This window comes from Bradyrhizobium sp. 153 (assembly GCF_023073835.1).
Classification (GTDB): domain Bacteria; phylum Pseudomonadota; class Alphaproteobacteria; order Rhizobiales; family Xanthobacteraceae; genus Bradyrhizobium.
The window spans coordinates 1-20,612 of the sequence record NZ_JADPKH010000068.1 but is presented as its reverse complement, the minus strand read 5'-3'; the positions used below and the strand labels follow the sequence as shown (position 1 = coordinate 20,612).

Genomic DNA, 20,612 nt, shown 5'->3' with positions numbered 1-20,612 from the left:
GCAGTTCCGCCGCGTCGCTACCCGCTTCGAAAAGACCGCCCGAAATTACCGAGCCGTCGTCACTCTCGCTGCCATTGTCCTATGGGTGCGATAAGTGTCCACACCGCCTAGGCCCTTGCCGAGGATGCCTTTCCCGCGACCGGTTTTCTTTAGTACCTCGGGTAGGGAAGTTCCGGCTTTGTCCCAGGCGCAAAGCACCTCAGCGACTTTGATCGCGTGCAAACACATAATTTTGTTGCATCAAATATCACGCAACAGTAAAGTTTGCTGCAGAGCGCGGGTATTCTGCATTGCGAGGGCTGATGACGCGGAAACTCACCAACCAACACGTTCCGGGTGGGCGATCCCACGACGCTGCGTCGGCCCTTGCGGGTACGCCTGCTGTGTCCCTCGTGCTCTGAGGAGGGAGGCGTGCGATTTACGACTTTTTCCAAACAGCACGTGCGTTCGAGCAACTCATCAGTCGCATTTGCACGCGAGCGTGAGGTCGTGCCCGGTGGCAGCATGCGCAATGCGACCTGGTTCACGCCCCATCCTCCCTATGCTGCAAAAGGTCTCGGCTGCTGGGTGGAGGATATCGACGGGCGGAGATTCCTGGATTGCGCGAACAATTTCTTCTCTTTGAGTCACGGCCATGCATTCTCTCCTGTGGTTGAGGCCATTCGTGCCGCGGCAGGCAACGGAACGGCTTTCGGATTGCCGACGGAGAAGGAGATCGAGCTGGCTCAATTGATCACGGGCCGATCTCCCAGTTGCGAGCAGATTCGTTTCTGTACGTCAGGTACGGAAGCGGTGATGTTTGCGGTCAAAGGCGCTCGCGCTCTGACTGGGCGCGGCGCATTAGCCAAATTCGAAGGCGCCTATCACGGTTCATACGACTGGGTGGAGGTCAGCCTCGCCCCCGATCCGGACGGCTGGGACGACGAACAAGGCAATCCGGCATCGATTGGCGGAGCTGAAGGCGTGCCAAGACATGTCCTGCGTGACACCATCGTCTTGCCATGGAACGAGCCGGATCGTTGCGCCGCCATTCTCGCCAAGGAAGGCCCACGCCTTGCCGGACTCATTATCGATCCAGTGCCCTCTCGGGCCGGTATGATTCCTGTCACCAGGGAGATGATCGATGTCCTCCATGCCGCGCGAGAAAAGTACGGATTCCTCATCATTAGCGATGAGGTGATTTCGTTCAGGCTCTCATATGCCGGCGCTCATCCGCTGTTTGGACTGCGGCCCGACCTGATCACGCTCGGGAAGATAATCGGCGGCGGTATGCCCATAGGCGCTGTCGCAGGTAGCGCCCGCGCGATGGCGGTGTTCGACCATACGCAAAGCAAGCCTCTTGTTGCGCTCGGGGGCACTTTCAGCGCCAACCCGCTCGCAATGGCTGCTGGACTTGCCGCGATGACTGCGCTCGACGAGCCCGCCATCGCCCGATTGAATCAGCTCGGTTCTGATCTTCGGGCAGCAATCAATCTCAGCTTCATTGAGCGGCGGATTCCAGCTCAGGTGACGGGCAGCGGCTCATTGTTCAGGCTCCATCTAACGTCCAAGCCCATCACCAATTATCGATCCTGCCGCTGCCTGCTGCCCAAAACCCTTCAAGCTGTGCATGCAAGTGCGCTCGATTATGGCGTGCTTCTGACTCCCAATTGCTCCGGAGCCGTTTCGACGCCGATGGATTCGGCGAGTATTGATCACCTTGTTGCAGCAGTCACGCAAAGCATCGCTGATGCCTTCGCCCGTCAAGCCTGGGAAAAGTAACACGATGCCGTCATGGCAGCTTGGCTTCACGAGCGTCGAGCCGGCCAGTTTGGCAGCCTTTTGCTACGGATTGTCTTCAATTTCAAAACCCTCATCACTCATTGCGGAGACTCGACATGAAGTTTCTTGATCGCCGTGACGTACTCAAATTGGCGGGTGCGGCTGCAGCAGGATTCGGGGCGCCAGCGCTCGCTCAAGCCCGCCCAGCATTGAAGATTGCGTCGGTTGAGACGCTCAGTGGCCCAGGATCTACGGTCAATCGCCTCTGGTCATTGGGGCTGAAGTACTGCATCGACAGAATCAACGCCGAAGGTGGCTGGAACGGGCAGAAGATCCTCTATGCGGAGTACGACACCGAGGGTACGACAGGCGGCGCTTCGCAGAAGACCCAGGCAGCCATCGCTGATGGCGCTCACATCATCGCCCATGGCGGGTCCTCCAATATTGGCGGCCAGATCACCGAAGATGTTCGCAAATGGAATTTGCGCAATCCGGCTGCCAAAATCCTGTTCTTCGGATTGGGGATTGAAGCGCTGGAGTTGACCGGCGCGAAATGTCACTACCATTTCTTCCGCTTTGCGACCAACGCAGACATCCGGATTCGCGCTCTCGTCGCCGGTATGAAGGCCGAGAACGCTCTCGGTAGCAAGGTGTTCTCGATCAACCAGAACTACTCCTGGGGCAATGATATCCAGGCGGCCCTCGAGCAGAGCTCGGCCGACAACAGCTTTACGCTCGTGGACAAGGTGTTGCACGACGTCAACAAGATTCAGGATTTCAGCCCCTATGCTGCCCGCATCGCAGCCTCCGGTGCGGATACCGTCTTTACCGGAAATTGGGGTAATGATCTGTCGCTTCTGCTGAAAACCGTCCAGGCCGCCGGTCTCAAGGTGAGGTTCGCGACAACATTTCTTGACCTTCCCGGAGCGCTGTCCTCGGCTGGCTCCGCGGCGCTTGGCTATTTCCACGCCGAACTGTGGAATCCGCAAGCCTTTGGCGCATTCGGCCAGGATCTGTGGACCGATTACAAAGCCAAGATGGGCACCGTTCCCTCGACCAGCGAAGCCAAGTCGATCCTCTCTCTCCTGTTCCTGCAGCAGGCGCTGAAGTCCGTTCCGGAGACGACGAAGATCGACGTCGATCAAATTGCGAAGGCCCTTGAACAGACCACCTACAAGGCGCCGACCGGTGACGTCACGATGCGCGCGGCCGATCATCAGGCAGCTTGGCCCATCGTCGTCTCGAAAGTCGAGCAGGGGGCGAAATTCGCTACCGACGGCACCGATATGGGTTTTGTGCCGATCAGGGTCATCCCGGGCGGTGACGTCGTGAACTCCGTGCAGGCAAGCTGCAAAATGCAGCGGCCGTCCTAGGAGCCGCCGTGACCTACCTTCTATCCTCACTCGTGAATGGCCTCGTGTTCGGCTTGCTGCTCTTCATGGTGTCTGCTGGCCTTACGCTGATCTTTGGCATGATGGGCGTCCTGAATTTCGCCCACAGCTCCTTGTACATGCTTGGCGCTTATCTCGGCTACTCGATCGGAAGATGGACCGGCTTCTGGCCAGCCCTGCTGCTGGCCCCGCTCGCTGTGGCGCTTCTAGGTGCCTTTATCGAGCGCTTTATGCTGAGGCGCGTGCATCAACATGGGCACGCGCAGGAGCTGCTTCTCACATTTGGTCTGGCCCTGATTATCCATGAAGCCATCAAGCTGCTATATGGACCGTACCCCGTAGAATACACCATTCCGACCGAGCTTGCTCACACGGCATTCAATGTGAATGGGCTGAATTTTCCGCTTTATCGGTTATTCATCGGCGCGGTCGCCGTATCGATGTTCGGGTCGCTGTTCTTGCTGATGAAGTACACCCGCGTGGGATTGATCGTCCGTGCGGCCCTCTCGCAGCCGCTGATGGTCGAGAGTCTCGGGCATAATGTCGGCTTTGTGTTTCTGCTGGTGTTTGCGATCGGGGCCGCTTTGGCCGGGCTGGCCGGTGCCGTTGCCGGCGCCTTTTATCCCACCGGACCGAACATGGCCGAAGACCTCGGATCGATCGTGTTCGTTGTTGTCGTGGTCGGAGGGTTGGGCTCGCTTGAGGGGGCTCTCATTGCGTCCTTGGCCATCGGCCTCTTGACGACACTTACCGTCGGACTTGACGGGACGCTGGCAGGCGCACTTGGTCCTTTGGGGCTGTCGAGATGGGCTACCTCGATCGGAGGACCGTTTACGATCACGCTTTCGAGCCTGACCGGATCACTGCCGTTTCTCATCATGCTCGTCGTTCTCCTCGTGCGACCTGCCGGCCTGATGGGAGAGCGAGCGTGAAGCCTTTTCTCAAATATGCCGCGTATTTTGCCATTGGCCTGCTGCTGCTCGCGCCGCTCACATTCGGTGACAGGTATGCGAACCTTTCGATCCGCATGCTGATTGCGGCGCTTTTTGCCAGCGCGTTCAATCTTCTGTGGCGGCAGGCGAGGCTGCTGTCATTCGGCCATGGGGTCTATTTCGGGGCGGGAATGTTCGTGGTCGTCCATCTGATGCGCGCCAACGAAGCAGGCCTTGGCGTGCCGCTCATCCTGGTGCCGCTTGCTGGCGCGGTATCAGGGCTACTCGTCGGTGTCATCTGCGGCTTCGTGGCAACGCTGCGCAGCGGCGCCTATTTTTCTATGATCACACTGGCCATCGCAGAATTGATCTATTCGCTCGGTCCGCGCTGGCAGGCGCTGTTTGGAGGCGAGGCCGGGATTTCGAGCATGAGGCTTCCCAGTCTTGGCCTCAGCTTCGCCGCGCTGAATGAGGTTTATCTCGTTGTTCTCGGCTGGAGCGCGATAGGCTTCGCAACGATCTGGTTCTTTGCAAGGACGCCGCTTGGCCAGATCGCATTTGCCCTCGGCGACAACGAACGGCGGCTTCAGTTCCTCGGATACGGCACCCATGCGGTCAAGGTATGCCTGTTCGCGCTTTCGGCCGCGATCTCAGGACTAGCCGGAGGCCTATTGGGAGTCGCAGCTGAAAACGTGGATTATACCGTGTTTGGCCCTGCCTCATCCGCTGCACCGGTTATTCAGACCTTCATCGGAGGTGCCGACATTCTGTTTGGGCCGGCCTTTGGCGCGGCACTCCTTACCGGCTTTGGAAATGTCTTCTCGGACGTCACGCGCCTTTGGCTCCTGTACCAGGGCCTCGCTTTCGTCGTGGTCGTGATGTTTCTCCCTGCAGGCCTTCTCGGATCGCTTTTTACCAAGAAGACGATACTTACACGAGAAACCATCGCCAAGGCCGTGGCGGCACTACTTTGCTCCGCCAGCCTTATCTTCCTATGTGAAAGCGCCTCGATCCTGCTAAGCGACTCCTATTCGTCGCTTCGGGCCGCCCATGGCGCCTCCTGGGTAAGCTACCGTCTGTTCAACATGGAGATCACTCCTACCTCCCTGGTCGTATGGGGACTTCCGTTGATTGCGGCGCTGATCGGGATCGCTATTACCTGGAAGGTCAGGGGCAGCGAGGAGGCAGCATGAGTGCGATTTCTTTGAGCGCTGTGACGAAACGCTTCGGCTCGAGCGAGATCATCCGCGGTGTCGACCTCGTCGTGAACGCAGGCGAGCGTCACGCCCTCATCGGTCCCAACGGTGCTGGAAAGTCCACGCTGTTCAATCTGATCAGCGGACAGTTTCGTCCAACCAGCGGACAGATATCGCTCAACGGACGCCGCTCCGACCGTGACTCTCCGCAGATGATTGCACGCCGGGGTCTGGCCCGCTCATTCCAGATCACGAGCCTGTTTGCCCGGCTCACTGTGTTCGAGACGGTCCGCTTGGGAGTCATGGCAAATCACGGCGTACGCTTCTGCTTCTGGCGCACGGCCGCATCCCAGCGCAAGATCGAAAACGATGTTCTTGCGCTACTGTCCGACGTAAATCTATCGCACCGGGCAAGCGTCCTTGCGGCCGAGCTCCCCTATTCTGAACAACGTGCGCTTGAGCTGGCAGTAACTCTGGCCCTCCGTCCCGAAATAATCCTGTTGGATGAGCCGACAGCGGGAATGTCAGTGGAGGAAGCTGCGCAGACGGTCGCCTTGGTGCGGAGGCTCACGGCCGGGCGAACGCTTCTCGTCGTCGAGCATGACATGGACGTCGTCTTTTCATTGTGCGATCGAATCTCGGTCCTCGTACACGGGCGGATCATTGCATCAGGCGCGCCGGACGAGATCGCCAGGAATGACAGCGTGAATGAAGCCTATCTCGGAAAGGGCGTGCACTGATGGGGCTGACGGTCACAGGCCTGCACGCCCACTACGGAAAAAGCCACGTTCTTCGCGGGGTGGACTTTGAGCTGCCACCACAGAGCATCTTCAGCCTGGTCGGACGCAATGGCTCTGGGCGGTCGACGACCCTCAAAACCATCATGGGCATCGTCAGGCCCACCGGAGGATCGATTCTCCTCGATGGGGTAGAACAATCCGGACGCGACATACGAAAAATTGTTCGCGCAGGCATAGCTTACGTTCCGGAAGATCGCCTGGTCTTTCCGACCTTGACGGTGGCCGAGAACCTGCGGATGGGTCAGCTTCGCGCGCTGCCGGGCAGGGTGGCCTGGACCATCGATCAAATGTACGAATACTTTCCTCGCCTGCACGAAAGGAAAGACACCAAGGCCGGCAAGCTGTCTGGAGGCGAACAGCAGATGCTGACAATGTGCCGCTCGCTGCTGGGTAATCCCAAACTACTCTTGCTCGATGAGCCGACAGAGGGATTAGCTCCGCAGATTGTGGAGCGTCTCGTCAGGGCGATTCTCGATGTCCGCAAGCGCGGCGTATCGGTACTCCTGATCGAGCAGCGCCTCACCATTGCGCTCGATATCAGTGATCGGGTTCTCGTCATGGGACATGGGCACATCGTGTATAACGGCACGCCGGACGATCTTCGTGACAATGCGGATGTACAGCGCAACTGGCTCGCCGTCGGGGGCAGTGTGAACTGACCTTTCGGCCAGATCTGCAAGCACTCCGGAAGTGAATCGGACAAGGCCGGCGTCCATCGCATCGTGTAGCCCGAGGCTGTTGTCAAATGACGACTAAGCCTGCGACATGTCCTTTGATTTAAGTCTCTCGCCTATTGAGAGCGATCGCCCCAATGTTTCGGCCACACTGCGTAGTGCTGCCAAACGCTCGGAGAGTTGCTCATTCATGATCCGCTGCAGGGGCCCGGTCATTCCGACAGCGTAAAACACGCGCCGATCACACAGGAAAACGGGAACTGCAATCGCGGCCAATCCTTCGTCGATCTCTCCGATGCAGGTCGCATAGCCTCGGGTCCTAACCGCCGCGAGCTCCTGTTCAACCCATGCACGGTCATTTCGTGTGTTCGCCGTGAGCAGAGGAAGGTCGGCAGACATCGCGTCTGCCAACAAGCTTTCGCTTTGATAGGCAATGATCGCCTTGGCCGTTGCGGCTGCATGCACCGGCATCTCGATCCCGGGCTGCACATAGCTTCGCCACCGCACATCCGGCGAAACGGAGATCGCCACGACAACACGCGCGCCGATCAGTCGCGTCAGATAGCAGGTCTCGGAGGTCGTGTTGGTCAGCTGCTGCAGATGTCCGCGTGCAAGCGCCGCAATCCAACCATCGTCGGCAGTTGCGTGCAACAGCCTCAACAGGCGATCGCCGAGCTGATAGGCGCGCCCGCCGACATTGTCCTTCGCAAGTCCAGCCCGCACCAGGCCCTTCAACAGCCGGTGTGCAGAAGTCTTCGGGAGATCAAGCAACGAGGACACGTCCGCGAGCGTCAACGCGCCGGGAAATGTCGCGACGAGTTCGAGGACTTGCATGTAGCGATCGAGAGGACCTGCCGTTTCATCTGAGGTTGTCATTCAGAGTGGCTTCCAGGCGGAAACTTTGTGCATGCGTGCCCGGTCCGGCCGCTTGACTCTGTGAGCTGGACCAGGTTATTTTTACGCAATATCGGAATATTATTCCGGAAAACGGAACGACTGTCAATAGAACATGTGGTGGCGGCAGTTTTAGTGATGCTGCGATCCGGAAGCGCCCGAGGCACATGATGAAAATGACGAGGCAGGAATTCTTGAAAGCGCTGCTCGCGGCCACCGCGATGCCATGGGCGGGAGCTGCGCGTGCGGATCAAGGAAGCCCGATCCTGGTCGGCGCCACCGTGCCGATGACCGGGCCCCTGTCGCTGACCGGCAAGCAGTATCACAACTCGCTGATGATGGCCGAAGAGGACGTCAACAAGGCCGGCGGCATCAACGGACGCAGCCTCAAGATCGTCTTCGAGGATACGCAGGCCTCCAACAGCACGGCAGTGAATGCGTTCATCAAGCTCGCCCACGAAACGAAGCCGTCGCTGTTTTTCCTGTCGAGTTATTCGACCCAGAATCTGGCTGTGTCGCCGGAGCTGAAGAAGGTACAGGTGCCCGCGTTCTATGCTGGAGGGGCCGATGTCGTTGCCGAGGGCGGCAACGAATGGATGTTCCGCGTGCGGCCGGCGGACAGCGTGTCAGCCGAGGGTATGGTGCAGTGCGCGCTCAATGTGCTGAAGGCCAAGAAGCCCGGCATTCTTTATATCCAGAACGATTTCGGACAAGGCGGCGCCCAGACCGCGGCCGACCGTTTCGAGGCTGCCGGCGCGCCGGTCGTCGGCACGGGCGCCTATGGTCAGAACGATAAGGACTTTTCGGCGCAACTTCTTGGTCTCCGCAGCAAGGGCATCGATGCCCTTCTGATCTTCAACTACCCGCAAGACGGTGCGCTGGTACTTCGTCAAGCCAAGATGCTTGGCCTGCAGATGCCGCTGGTGACATCTTCGGCGGCACTGGTACCGGCGGCCCTGCAGCTGCTGTCGGCGGCCGATCTCGATGGCGTCTGGGGTGTTGTCGACACCTTCATCGATCCAGCTGCCGGTGGGCGCATGCAGGATTTCGTCGATCGCTTCAAAGCCAAGTTCGGCACCGATCCGGACCCCTACGGACTTGCCTATTACGATGGCGCGATGCTGGCCGCAGAGGGGCTCCGCAAGGTCGGCACCGATCCCAAGGCGCTACGCGACTGGTTTGCATCCGTGAAAGGATGGCAGGGCATTGGCCATCTCTATTCCTATGATGCCAAGGGCAACGGCGTATTCGATCTGGCGGTCGTGAAATCCAAAGCCGGCACCAAATCTCTGGAATTGGTTCAAACCATCAAGCTGAACTGACACTTGGCTGCTGCCCGCGGGTGCGTTCCGCGCGGGCAACTTTGATCCAATCAACCGGCCGGCTCGCAGCATCTCTTCCGAATGATCGGCAGAGCGTCAGCAAAGCGGTTTGCAAAGACCAGGACGATATGACTGATCTCATCCAGCTGCTCATCAATGGACTGGCAATCGGGAGCGTCTATGCGCTCGCCGCGATCGGTTTCGTCATCGTTTATTCCGCAACAGGCGTCGTGAACTTCGCTGCCGGACAATTCGTGATGTTCGGCACCTTCGCGGGTGTGGCCATGCTGCTCAATGCACAGCTGCCATGGCCTATTGGCTACGGCGCCGCGCTGATCGCAATGGCGCTGTTCGGAGCGTTGTTCTTTGTGGTCCTATACCTGCCTCTGCGCGCAAGCCCCGTCGTGACAATCATCATCGGCACGGTCGCGATCGGCATCACCATGCAGAACGCAGCGCTGCTGGCGTTCGGCTCCTGGCCTTTCCGCCTCCCGTCGCTGCTTGAGGGCGTGAATCTGACGATTGCAGGCGCCACGATTTCTGCCCATGCAGTCGCCGTGGTGATCGTCACCGCCTTGATGGTGGGACTGCTGTGGCTGTTGTTCTTCCGCACCTCGCTCGGCATCGGGATGCGTGCCGTGGCGCAGGACATTAAGGCGGCCCGGCTGATGGGCCTCAAGGTCAATCGTCTGCTTGCGCTATCCCGGATCCTCGCCGCAACGCTCGCGGGCGTGGCCGGCTTGATGCTCGGACCGATGTGGTCCGCCGATACCAGCATGGGTGATCCCATCGCGCTCAAGGCGTTCGCGGCGACCATCATTGGCGGTTTCGGCAGTCTGCCGGGGGCTATCGTCGGCGGCCTGTTCGTTGGTCTGAGCGAAGTGCTCGGCGCATCCTATGTCTCGTCGGCCTACAAAGACCTGATCTCGTTCGGCATCATGATCTTGTTCCTGCTGGTGCGCCCGCAAGGCGTGTTCGGCGAACGTGTTCAGGACCGGGGTTGATGATGCCAGTACGCTTCGCGCTCCTGCTTGGCGCCCTCATTTTGATCGCTGGCCTCAGCTTGTCGATGCTGCTCACCGACTACCAACTTCGGCTGGTCAACCTTGCCGTGATCTCGGCCATCGCCGTCATCGGCCTTAACTTCGCCTTGGGCTTTGCCGGCCTGATCTCGCTCGGTCATGCCGCGTTCGTCGGAACGGGTGCCTATGGCGTTGCGCTGCTGACCACCCTCCTTGGGTGGTCATCGTGGCAGGCACTGCCCGCCGCGATTGCCGGCACCGCGGTCCTGGCTGTCTTGATCGGCGTACCGCTCCTGCGGCTGAAAGGTCACTACCTTGCGCTGGCCACGCTGGGCTTCAACGTCTCCTTCACCATTGTCGCTGCCAACTGGATCGAGTTGACAGGCGGAACCAACGGCATCTCTCGTATTCCCGAGCTCCAAATTGGTCGTCATGCCCTGGCCGATGAACGCAGCTACCTCTGGTTCGCCCTTCTCGTGCTCGCAGCTTCCGCTGTCGCCGCCGCGCTCATTCACGGCTCCCGCGACGGGCGGGCGATGATCGCGGTTCGCGATGACGAGACTGCCTCGGCGATGACAGGCATTGACGTTGCGAGGGTCAAGCTCGCGGCCTTCGTCCTCTCCTCGGTCTATGCCGCCGTCGCCGGAGGCTTGTTCGCCTGCCACATGCGCTTCATTTCGCCTGAGGACTTTGGCTATGCGCACTCCATCACTTACCTCCCAATGCTTGTTGTCGGCGGCGAAGGATCGATCGTGGGCGCCATTCTGGGAGCAGTGCTTGTTACCTTCCTGCCCGAATGGTTGCGCTTTCTAGGGGCCGCCTACCTCGCATTCTTTGGCCTTTTTGTCCTAGGCTAGCCATCCTGATCTTCCTGCCTTCAGGCCTTGCCGGAATTCGCCGCCGCATAAAAATTCCAGGCCTGGCCGCTACCTCGAAGGAGGTGCGCCCATGAGCTTGTTGCAGGCCACATCGATCGCCAAGCGCTACGGCGGGCTCGCTGCACTGTCCGGCGTCGATTTGTCAGTCGGGGCAGGCGAATTTGTCGCCGTCGTCGGGCCAAATGGGGCCGGCAAATCGACCCTGCTCAACGTGCTGACGGGGCTGGTCTTGCCCGACGAGGGCAGAGTGGTACTCGACGCGTGGGAGATGACGCGTGCTGTGATACACAAGCGGGTCCGCGGCGGACTTGGGCGGACCTTCCAGCACGGCCGTCCCTTCGAAAGGCTCAGCGTGCTCGAGAACGTCATGATCGGCGCGGCCATTCAAAATGGTCGTAGCGAGCTGGAGCTGCGCAATCTGGCCATGGCCCTGCTCGAGCAGATGGGGCTCGCGGCGGACGCCCAAACCCCTATCGGATCTCTGTCCTACGGTCACCGGCGCATGGTCGAAATGTGCCGGGCGCTTGCCTGCGAACCCCGCGTGCTGCTGCTCGATGAACCGGCCGCGGGGCTCAATTCCGCCGAGGTTGACCAACTGATCGACCGCCTCACCGATTTGAGGGCGAAACATCGGATCGCGATTGTGTTGATCGAGCACAACATGGGCATGGTCATGCGCCTGGCTGAGCGGATCATCGTGCTCAACTTCGGCTGCAAGATCGCCGAAGGTTCGCCGTGCAAGATCCAGAACGATCCCGCAGTGCTGTCGGCTTATCTCGGCGAAGGCTATCGTCATGCTGGTGTGTAACGATCTGACGGTCGCCTATGGCGAAATCGTCGCGCTGCAGGGCGTGACGCTGGAGGTTGGACGCGGCGAGACGGTGGCCCTGATCGGCGCCAACGGCGCCGGCAAGACCACGCTCTTGCAGGCGATCTCGGGTCTAAATCCGGTCAGGTCGGGCGATATCGTCTTCGAAGGCTCGTCCCTGGCTCGGCTCGGCAGCGATCGCCGCGTCGCGCTCGGCATATCCCAGGCGCCCGAGGGACGGCGGATCCTCCCCGGCTTGACGGTCGAGGAGAACCTCACGCTCGCCACCGTGAACTGGAGGCGCTGGCGTGAGCCGATCGAGGATGATCTGGCGCGAGCCTTTGATCTTTTCCCGCGCCTGAAGGAGCGTCACAAGCAGCTCGGCTGGTCCCTGTCCGGGGGTGAGCAGCAGATGCTGGCCATCGGACGGGCCCTGATGGCCCGGCCGCGTTTGCTCCTGCTCGATGAGCCTTCGCTCGGGCTTGCACCGCGCCTGGCCGAAGAGGTCTATGACCGCGTCAGGCAGATCGCCGACAGTGGGCTCACCATCTTGGTCGTGGAGCAGAATACGGTCCTGGCATTGTCGGTGGCGGACCGGGCCTATGTGCTGGAAACGGGCCACATCGTTCTTCAGGGCACCGCCGAGGACCTCAGGCAGAACACGGGCGTCCGTGAAGCTTATTTGGGACGTTGATCTCTCAAGGAAACAAACATGTATCCTGACACAAATTCAAAGTCGAAAGCGCTGTACGATCGTGCGCTGACGAGCCTGCCAGGTGGCAACACCCGAACGACGGTGTTCATGAAGCCTTATCCGATCTATGCCGCACGTGGGGAGGGGTGCAGGGTCTTCGATGTCGATGGCAATGAGCTGATCGATTGCATCAACAATTTCACCTCGTTGATTCACGGTCACGCCCATCCGGCGCTCATCGAGGCGGCGACGCGGCAGCTCGCGCTCGGTTCTGCCTTCGGCATGCCGACGGAATCGGAAATCGATCTGGCCGAGCTGCTTGCTGCGCGCTTGCCGTCAGTCGATCAGGTTCGGTTTGCCAACTCCGGAACGGAAGCCGTGATGATGGCGCTGAAGGCGGCGCGTGCGTTTACCGGCCGGCCGAAGATCGCCAAATGCGAGGGCGCCTACCATGGTTCCTACGATTATGCCGAAGTCAGCCTCGATCCGAAGCCGGCAGACTGGGGCGGTAATGCACCGGTTTCTGTCGCCTACGCGAAAGGCACACCGGACAAGGTGCTTGCCGACGTCGTCACGATTCCCTTCAACGATATTGAGGGCGCGGTCAGTCTGATCCGCCAGCATGGCCGCGATCTCGCCTGCGTGCTGGTCGATCCCATGCCGAACCGTGCCGGCCTCGTACCTGCGGACAAGGCCTATCTCGAAGCGCTCCGCCAGGCGACGCGCGAAGCCGGTGCGCTGTTGATATTCATTGAGGTAATTTCCTTCCGTCTTGGCTATCACGGCGCCCAGGGGCTATGGGGCATCGATCCTGATCTCACCACGCTTGGTAAGATCATCGGCGGGGGATTTCCAGTCGGCGCAATTGCCGGCAAGAGGGACGTCATGGCTGTGTTCGACCCGCGCCATGGCAAGCCTGCGTTGCCCCATGGCGGCACGTTCTCGGCCAATCCCGTGACGATGCGAGCGGGGTTAGCCGCTGTGGAGCTTTTGGACCGAAACGCGTTTGCCCGGCTGGATGCGATCGGCGAGGAGGTCCGAAAAGGCATCAACGACGCATTCCGCCGCCATGGCGTGCCCGGCAGCGCAGTCGGTCTCGGATCGCTCTTGAAATTGCACTTCGCCGACCGTCCGATCCGCGACTATCGCTCTGCTTACATGAGCGGAGCCGAGGCCAAACGACAGAGCGTCTTCAACCTCGAGTTCCTCAATCGCGGCGTTCTCGCCGCTGGCTACGGGTTGATGGCGGTTTCGCTGCCGATGACGGACGCGGATGTCGAAAGCATCGTCCGCGCGGCCTCGGATGCGCTTGCAGAGGTCGCGTCCAAGACCTGACGCGCCCTTGAGTTCTGAAGTTGCAATCTTGCGTGACGCCATCGGGCTCATCACGCCACGAAACACTATTGTCTGAAATAGGTGCGAGAATGGCCCTCAAGGTTGATCCGATTACGCGGTCCGTCGTTCAGCATCGGTTGAGCTCGATCGTAGCCGAAATGGGCGAAGCGATGCTTCGCACCTCCTATTCCCAAGTTCTCAACTCGAGCCGAGACTTCTCATTAGCGATCTGTGACGTACAGTCCCGCCTGATCGCCCAGGCCGACCACATCCCGGTCCACGTCGGAGCGCTGCCCTGGGCGACGCGGGTGGTGGAGGAGCGTTTCAAGGATGTCGCGCGTGGCGACGTCATCTTGATGAATGATCCCTATCACGGCGGCAGCCATTTGCCCGACCTGACGGCATTCGTGCCGGTCTTTGACGGCGGCCGGCGGCTGTTCTGGAGCATCGTACGTGCGCACCAGAGCGATATCGGCGGCGCAACACATGGCGCCTACAATCCCGCCGCTACCGAAATCTGGCAGGAAGGGCTGCGCATTCCACCGATCAAGCTCTACGAGGCCGGACGGCTGCGCGAAGACATTCTCGACATGCTGGCACTGAATGTGCGCAACGCCCACGATTTCCGCGGTGATCTTGCCGCCATGATCGGAGCCGCGCACATGGGCGAGCGGCGAATGGGACGGCTGTTCGCCGAATTCGGCGCGCCGATGGTCGAGGCTGCGATCGAATCGATCCTCGATGCGGCCGAGCAGCAGACGCGCGCCGTGGTCTCGTCCTGGAAGGACGGCGTATTCTACGGCGAAGCCTTCCTTGACGATGATGGACATGGGCGCGATGACATCCGCATTGCGGCCAAGGTCACCAAATCCGGCAGCCAGATTGAGGTCGACCTGTCGGCGTCCGATCCGCAAAGCACGAGCTTCGTCAATTCGTCGCACGCCAATATGCACGCGGCGGTCGTGATGGCCTTTGCCTATCTGATCGACGCCGACATTCCCAAAAACGATGGGGCGCTGCGGCCGCTTAACGTCGTTGCCAAGCAGGGCACCATCGTGTGGGCAGATCCTGGCCGACCCGTCACGCTCTGCACCAGCCATCCTTCCAACGAGATCGTGGAGGCGGTGATCAAGGCATTGTCAGGATCTTGTCCGGATCGAACCATGGCTGGCTGGAGCCGGCGCTTCCGCATCGCTGTGCAGGGCGAGGATCCTCGCAGCGGGCGCAGCTTCATCTGGCATATGTTTCAGGCACGCCCGGGCGGTGGCGCTTCTTCGCGCGGCGACGGCTGGTCCTCGATCGGCGAATGGCACACCGTAGGCGGTCTCAAGTTCGGCAGCATCGAAGTCGCAGAAGTTCGCTTTCCCCTTCACTTCCGGCGTCATGAGTTTCGGCCCGACTCAGGCGGCGACGGTCAATTCCGCGGCGGTCTCGGCGTCGACCTCGATCTCGTCTTCGAAACCGAGAAGCCCGCACTTGGCAACACCGCAGGTGATGGTGCCAGGCATGGTGCCTGCGGCATGCTGGGCGGCAAGGATGGGGCGCCGCATCACTACCGCCTCGTCTCGGCGGGCCGGCCGCCACGAGTGCTGCGAACCAAAGAGGTCGGCATCGAGATCCACCCGGGAGATTGTCTTGAAGTGCGCTCGTCCGGCGGCGGAGGGTGGGGGCCTCGGGAGCGACGCACACAACAGGCGCGCCAGCACGATGTAGTACAGGGCCTCGTTAACACAGGCACAACGACGGAAGTGGTTCAGTAACGATGTTGACGATTGGCATTGATGTTGGCGGCACGTTCACCGATCTGGTCGCAATCGACGCTGTCGGGCGTACCGTGTTCGCGAAATCTCCTTCCACGCCGCAGGACCAGTCGATCGGTGTGATGACGGGGCTCAACGAGCTCGCGCGGCGGCTCGACATGCCGCGCGCTGACATGTTGGCGAGGACGCAGCGGCTGGTGCATGGCACCACAGTCGCGACGAACGCGCTGCTCGAACGCAAAGGCGCCAAAGTCGCACTGCTGACCACGGAGGGTCACCGCGACGTCATTGAGATGCGGGAGGGGCTGAAAGCTAACCGCTACGATCTGCGGACTCCGCCTCCAGAGCCGCTGGTACCGCGCGAACTCCGCTTCGGCATTCGCGAGCGGCTGCGGCCGAATGGCGACGTGCTGCTGAAATTGGACGAGGGATCACTCAGCGAGGCCATCGCTGCCATCCGCGCCTCTGGCGCCACTTCGGTCGCGATCTGCTTCCTGCATGCCTATCGTAATCCATCCCATGAGATCCTGGCAGCAGAGCGGATTGCACGTGAATTGCCCGAAGTGAACGTGTCGCGCTCAAGTGACGTGTTGCCACAGATTAAAGAGTACGAGCGCGTCTCCACCACGATCGTGAATGCCTATGTAGGTCCTGCCGTGCGTCACTATCTGACACGGCTTGAGCAACGCTTGTTCGAAGCGGGGTTCAACGGGATCTTGTTCATCATTCTCTCGCATGGCGGCATGGCGCCGATCGAGGAAGCCGGGCGTCTCGCGGCGGCGACCGTGCTGTCAGGTCCTGCCGGCGGCATCTCCGGTTCCCGGAGGTGTGCGGAGCTGCTGGGAGTGCCGGATCTGGTGCCCTTCGATATGGGGGGCACAAGCACCGATATCTCGTTGATCGCGGACGGACGCGCAAGCTTGTCGGCCGACGGCGGGCTAGCCGACAAGCGCATCGCGCTGCGCAGTCTTGATATCGCCAGCATCGCGGCTGGAGGGGGATCCATCGCCAGTGTCGATTCGGGCGGCATCTTTCGCGTCGGTCCGGAAAGTGCCGGCGCGATGCCGGGACCGGCCTGTTATGGCAATGGCGGTACGGAGCCGACCGTGACCGATGCGAATATCGTGCTTGGTTATCTCGATGCGGCCGCCTTCATGGGCGGACGGCGTCCGCTCGATCGTCCGGCGGCGGAAGCAGCAATCGATCGCCTCGCAGCTTCGCTTGGCGTGCCACGCATCGAGGCGGCTGCCGGCATCTATCGGCTCGTCAATCTGAAAATGGCAGACGGCATCCGACTGATGACCCTGCGTCGCGGGGTCGATCCGCGCAAGTTCGCGCTCCTGAGCTTCGGCGGCGCCGCAGGCCTTCACGCAACCGAGGTCGCGCGCGAGCTCGAGATCACGCGCATCATAGTGCCTACCGCAGCCTCCGTACTCTCGGCGTGGGGGATGCTTACCAGCGACTTGCGGTATGAGGTCAGCCGCACTCACCTCGAGACAGGCGCCCGGACGACCGCCATTGAGATTCGAAAGATCTTTGCCGATCTGGACGTGCAGGCAACCGAACGGCTCCGTAGCTGGTTCGACGGGCCCATAATGACGGAGCGGTCCGCCGAGATGCGCTATGGCGAGCAGGTGTTCGAGGTCGATGTACCACTCAGCGACGTCGACTTTAACGCGCCATCCTTGATCGCTGAGCTCGAAGAACGCTTTCATCGTCGTCACGAGGAACTTTATACTTACGCCTCGCGCGATCAGGAGGTCGTATTCGTCAACGCACGGCTTGCCGCTGTTGGTGCCGTTCCTCGAATTGAACGATCCGATAAGCCAATGCCCACGTCCGAACCGATCTTATCGCCTGCAGGCAAACGTCAGGTCTTCTTCGGTGCTTGGCGCGAAGTGCCGGTCTATGCACTGGAGAAATTGCGTTCCGGGCACGTGCTGGAAGGCCCCGCGATCATCGAAGCGGAGACAACGACCATTGTCATCAATAGTGGGGATCGTGCGACGGTCAATGCGCTGGGATGGCTCGACATTGAGCTTAGGTCTGCGAAAGTGTAGGCGTCAACTGCGGATCTGACAGTGTTGGTAGCTGCTGTTTCTAGATCCGGTGGTCCGCACCGCACGTCATCCTGCTAGGGATTTTCGGATTTTGCGGACCTGAAGCTGAGCGAGCTTCGATCTCCTGATCCTCGATGACCTTGCCTACGCCCTGTGCACGGGAGAATTGACCTGCCGGTTCGTTTCGAATGACCCCGTCGACCCCTCCTTTTGCCCGGATTGCGCAGTCACAGCAGTGCGGGCCGCCAGGGCACATTCGAATCTCGACGGGAAGCCGAAATCGCGCCCCGAGAGCGACGCCCGATCTTTCCCATTCGGTCGTAAGTTTTGGCCGGGCAGCCCGATTTCTGGTCTGCTTCAGCCGCTCACATCGCGGTGGAGCCTAGTCTAATCTAGGACGAAACAGTGCAGCCTGAAGATCGGGAGACAGGAAATGATAAGATTGCTCGAAGAAAAAGTCGCCCTTGTAACTGGCGGCTCGCAAGGAATCGGCAAGGCGATCTGTGAGGCCTTTGCCGCTCATGGCCCGAAGGTGATAGTTGTGGAGATCAAGATTGCGGCGGCTGAAGCGCTTGCGGCCTCGCTGAATGAGGTGGGCGGCACTGCGTTTGCCTTTCCCCTCGATGTTTCCGAGTTGGCGAGTTGTGAGGCGCTCGCGTCTCGCATTAGGAACGAGATTGGAGCCGTTTCAATCCTCGTTAACAACGCTGGCGTTGCCGGTAGCGCCGCGCTCGACGCCGATGATGCGCGTAAGGTCTGGGACAACGAGATCAGCGTGAATCTGACTGGGGCGTTCAACCTAACACGCGCCTTTCTGTCTGCGTTGAAAGAAACGAGGGGGTGCGTCGTCAATCTATGTTCGATCGCATCCTTCAATGCGGTGACAGCGGGTTTTGGCTACAATGCCACAAAAGTCGGCTTGCGTTCGCTGACTCAAACCATGGCACGCCAGCTCGCAATCAAAGGCATACGCGCAAACGCTGTCGCGCCTGGGTGCATCAAGACACCGATGACCGCTGGGCGGTTGGCCGATGCCACCCGAGCAGCAAAAATCCTATCGCGCGTTCCGATGAGCAGGCCCGCCGCCCCTGATGAAGTAGCTGATCCTATCGTGTTCCTTTGCTCCGACATGGCACGATATATCACTGGCGTGACGCTGCCAGTTGACGGAGGGTTTAATGCGGTCTGACGTCCGCAATCCGGCGCTTGCGTCTCAACCGCTCAGACTGGCAGCGATGAGAGCCACCTGGCGATCCTATCGCCGCGGTAGTTCTGGAAGACACCGCTGGTGGCCGGCGAAAGCTCGTCGATTCGACGTATAAGACCGCGCGCACTCTCTTCGGGTGAGATGGAAGTGGGGCTCAAGGCATTGGAGGGCGAGAACGCCAAGCTGAAGAAGCTGTTGGCCGAGGCGATGCTCACAACGCCACGCTCAAGGACGTTGCGTCGAAAAAAAAGTGGTGACGCCCGTCGCGAGACGAAAGGCCGTCGCTCATCTGCGGACTACGTTCGAGGTGAGCGAGCGGCGGGCGTGCAAAGCCTTGGCGCAGATCGCGCATCGGTGCGCTATCGCGAGCGGCGAGCCGACGCCTACCGTCGTCTGCTGGTGCTGATGCGCCGTGAGGGGCTGATCATGAACCAGAAGAAGTTCCGGCGTCTATCGCGAGGAACGGCTTCAAGTCCGCCGGCGTAGGTGGACGCCAACGGGCGCTCGGCACCAGGGCGCCGCTCTCGATCCCGCAGACAGCCAACCAGCGCTGGAGCCTCGTCTTCCTGTCGGATGCATTTGCTGACGGCCGACGCGCTCTTGGGGGCGGTCGACGAGGTCCGAAACGAATGGCTGGTCTCGATCCGCAGAGCCTGCGGGCTGGAGTTTGACAGGTCGACCTACGATTACAAGTCCCGTCCCTACGGCCAGGCTCCGCTCGAACAGAAGATCAAGGAGATCTGTCATGCCCGCGTTCGCTACGGCTATTGCCCCGTTTACGTGCTGCTGCGTCATGAAGGATGGCGCCATGGCCAGAACAAGACCCGGCGCGTCTACCATGAGTTGGGGCTGCAATTGGGCAACAAAACGCCTCAGCGCCGCCTCAAGGCCAAGTCGCAAGCCCGCGACGCGATCCAACGAGACCTGGGCGATGGACTTCGTCCATGACCGGTTGGCGAGAGGGCACAAGCTTCGCGTGCTTACCATTGTCGATATCTTCTCGCGGTTCTGACCGGCGCCGGCGCCTCGATTCACCTCGCCGACGTCCTGGCAGTGCTCGAAAGGGCCTGCAAGGACGTGGGCCCCCCACGATCCGCGTCGATCAAGGCAGCGAGTTCGTGTCGTGCGATCTTTACCTGTGGGCCTACCAGCGCGCGTCATGCTGAACTTCGCGGCCCGGCGAGCCAACTGACGATGCGTTTCATCGAGGCCTCCAACGATCGCTTCCGGGCCGAATGTCTCAACGCCCATTGGTTCCTGTCCCTTGCGGACGCTCAGGAAAAAGTGGAGGATTGGCGCAGATACCACAATGACGAACGGCCGATGGGGCGATCGGCAATCGACCGCCGATTTTGCTGCAAAACCACGCCGGCGCAACCAGCCCGCCAACGTGATCAGAGGCGCAAAACTCTCGTTTTGAGTGCTCCAAGCTTCGGTCTCGTCGCAAGGTCTCGTCGCACAAGAACCGCCGCTGGATGAAAGTTCGGTCGCAGGTCACGACCGCTCCTTTGAGGACGGGGATATTTTGATGCATACGATCCGCTGGGTGAGGACACCGAGTGTTCTCGACGGTCGCTCAGATTCCTATGCGGGCATTGATTACCCCGTGAGGACGGTACGTCGGAGGGTTGCCTCGCTCTGGCGACGGACGTAGCGCAACACGGCTGTCCAAGATGAACTCGAAGATTCCCTCTACCGCGCTCGGCGTCCTCGCTGATGCGGATCGTAGGATGCGCGGTCGACGCGCCTAGAGCGTTGGCCCATCTGACTGAATCGTAGGGGATTGAACGAAGCCGCTGGCGCGGCATGTAGGGAGGCATAGCAAGGATTGCCTCCTGTCTGAGAGGATTGCGGGTTTTCGAAGCCCAACCCTTTAGA

16 protein-coding genes and 3 pseudogenes are annotated in these 20,612 nt (G+C 60.5%); 18 read left to right on the top strand and 1 reads right to left on the bottom strand.

The genetic code is table 11. From position 1 onward, the window contains the following. The 7 genes and pseudogenes from IVA91_RS15290 to IVA91_RS15260 all read left to right on the top strand — a co-directional run. Positions 1–94: pseudogene (locus IVA91_RS15290) on the top strand (IS5/IS1182 family transposase); the annotation flags it as partial. A gap of 317 nt (positions 95–411) precedes the next feature. Continuing rightward, positions 412–1,761, top strand: coding sequence for an aminotransferase class III-fold pyridoxal phosphate-dependent enzyme (locus tag IVA91_RS15285; RefSeq protein WP_247458911.1), 1,350 nt, complete (start codon positions 412–414; stop codon positions 1,759–1,761). 20 nt (positions 1,762–1,781) lie between these two features. Then, positions 1,782–3,134 (top strand): ABC transporter substrate-binding protein, encoded by a 1,353-nt coding sequence (locus IVA91_RS15280; protein WP_247458910.1) that lies wholly within the window; start codon positions 1,782–1,784, stop codon positions 3,132–3,134. Positions 3,135–3,142: 8 nt separating this feature from the next. Continuing rightward, positions 3,143–4,084: a branched-chain amino acid ABC transporter permease gene (locus tag IVA91_RS15275; RefSeq protein WP_247458909.1), complete on the top strand. Its 942-nt coding sequence runs from the start codon at positions 3,143–3,145 to the stop codon at positions 4,082–4,084. Further along, the gene (locus tag IVA91_RS15270) at positions 4,081–5,277 is read left to right on the top strand and encodes a branched-chain amino acid ABC transporter permease (protein WP_247458908.1); all 1,197 of its coding nucleotides are present in this window, start codon (positions 4,081–4,083) and stop codon (positions 5,275–5,277) included. Before IVA91_RS15275 ends, IVA91_RS15270 begins: the two co-directional genes overlap by 4 nt. Beyond that, positions 5,274–6,020 carry an ABC transporter ATP-binding protein gene (locus IVA91_RS15265; RefSeq protein ID WP_247458907.1) on the top strand — a complete coding sequence of 249 codons (747 nt, stop codon included), beginning with the start codon at positions 5,274–5,276 and terminating at the stop codon, positions 6,018–6,020. Before IVA91_RS15270 ends, IVA91_RS15265 begins: the two co-directional genes overlap by 4 nt. Continuing rightward, positions 6,020–6,739 (top strand): ABC transporter ATP-binding protein, encoded by a 720-nt coding sequence (locus IVA91_RS15260; protein WP_247458906.1) that lies wholly within the window; start codon positions 6,020–6,022, stop codon positions 6,737–6,739. The genes IVA91_RS15265 and IVA91_RS15260 overlap by 1 nt, the downstream gene beginning before the upstream one ends. A 93-nt stretch (positions 6,740–6,832) precedes the next feature. Here IVA91_RS15260 and IVA91_RS15255 read toward each other — a convergent pair whose 3' ends face one another. Then, entirely contained in the window at positions 6,833–7,588 is a 756-nt protein-coding gene (locus IVA91_RS15255) for an IclR family transcriptional regulator (protein ID WP_247458905.1), read from the bottom strand. A gap of 227 nt (positions 7,589–7,815) precedes the next feature. On the opposite strand from IVA91_RS15255, the gene IVA91_RS15250 reads away from it, so the two are divergent. The 11 genes and pseudogenes from IVA91_RS15250 to IVA91_RS15200 form a co-directional block, all read left to right on the top strand. Then, positions 7,816–8,970: an ABC transporter substrate-binding protein gene (locus IVA91_RS15250; RefSeq protein ID WP_247458904.1), complete on the top strand. Its 1,155-nt coding sequence runs from the start codon at positions 7,816–7,818 to the stop codon at positions 8,968–8,970. Positions 8,971–9,098: 128 nt separating this feature from the next. After that, complete coding sequence (locus IVA91_RS15245) at positions 9,099–9,974, top strand: branched-chain amino acid ABC transporter permease (protein ID WP_247458903.1); 876 nt, start codon at positions 9,099–9,101, stop codon at positions 9,972–9,974. Then, a complete protein-coding gene (locus IVA91_RS15240; protein ID WP_247458902.1) occupies positions 9,974–10,849 on the top strand; it encodes a branched-chain amino acid ABC transporter permease in 876 nt (291 codons plus the stop codon). Before IVA91_RS15245 ends, IVA91_RS15240 begins: the two co-directional genes overlap by 1 nt. 91 nt (positions 10,850–10,940) lie before the next feature. After that, entirely contained in the window at positions 10,941–11,678 is a 738-nt protein-coding gene (locus IVA91_RS15235; RefSeq protein ID WP_247458901.1) for an ABC transporter ATP-binding protein, read from the top strand. Beyond that, on the top strand, positions 11,665–12,372 hold the full coding sequence (locus IVA91_RS15230) for an ABC transporter ATP-binding protein (protein ID WP_247458900.1): 708 nt from the start codon (positions 11,665–11,667) through the stop codon (positions 12,370–12,372). The genes IVA91_RS15235 and IVA91_RS15230 overlap by 14 nt, the downstream gene beginning before the upstream one ends. Before the next feature lie 18 nt (positions 12,373–12,390). Beyond that, positions 12,391–13,707, top strand: a complete 1,317-nt coding sequence (locus IVA91_RS15225; protein WP_247458899.1) for an aspartate aminotransferase family protein — start codon at positions 12,391–12,393, stop codon at positions 13,705–13,707. A gap of 89 nt (positions 13,708–13,796) precedes the next feature. Next, the gene (locus IVA91_RS15220) at positions 13,797–15,467 is read left to right on the top strand and encodes a hydantoinase B/oxoprolinase family protein (protein WP_247458898.1); all 1,671 of its coding nucleotides are present in this window, start codon (positions 13,797–13,799) and stop codon (positions 15,465–15,467) included. Positions 15,468–15,469: 2 nt separating this feature from the next. Further along, a complete protein-coding gene (locus IVA91_RS15215; RefSeq protein ID WP_247458897.1) occupies positions 15,470–17,527 on the top strand; it encodes a hydantoinase/oxoprolinase family protein in 2,058 nt (685 codons plus the stop codon). 433 nt (positions 17,528–17,960) lie between these two features. Then, on the top strand, positions 17,961–18,716 hold the full coding sequence (locus tag IVA91_RS15210) for an SDR family oxidoreductase (RefSeq protein ID WP_247458896.1): 756 nt from the start codon (positions 17,961–17,963) through the stop codon (positions 18,714–18,716). 171 nt (positions 18,717–18,887) lie between these two features. Continuing rightward, a pseudogene (locus tag IVA91_RS15205) lies at positions 18,888–19,264 on the top strand (IS3 family transposase); the annotation flags it as partial. Between the two features lie 97 nt (positions 19,265–19,361). Next, positions 19,362–20,128: pseudogene (locus IVA91_RS15200) on the top strand (integrase core domain-containing protein); the annotation flags it as partial. Positions 20,129–20,612: the final 484 nt, after the last annotated feature.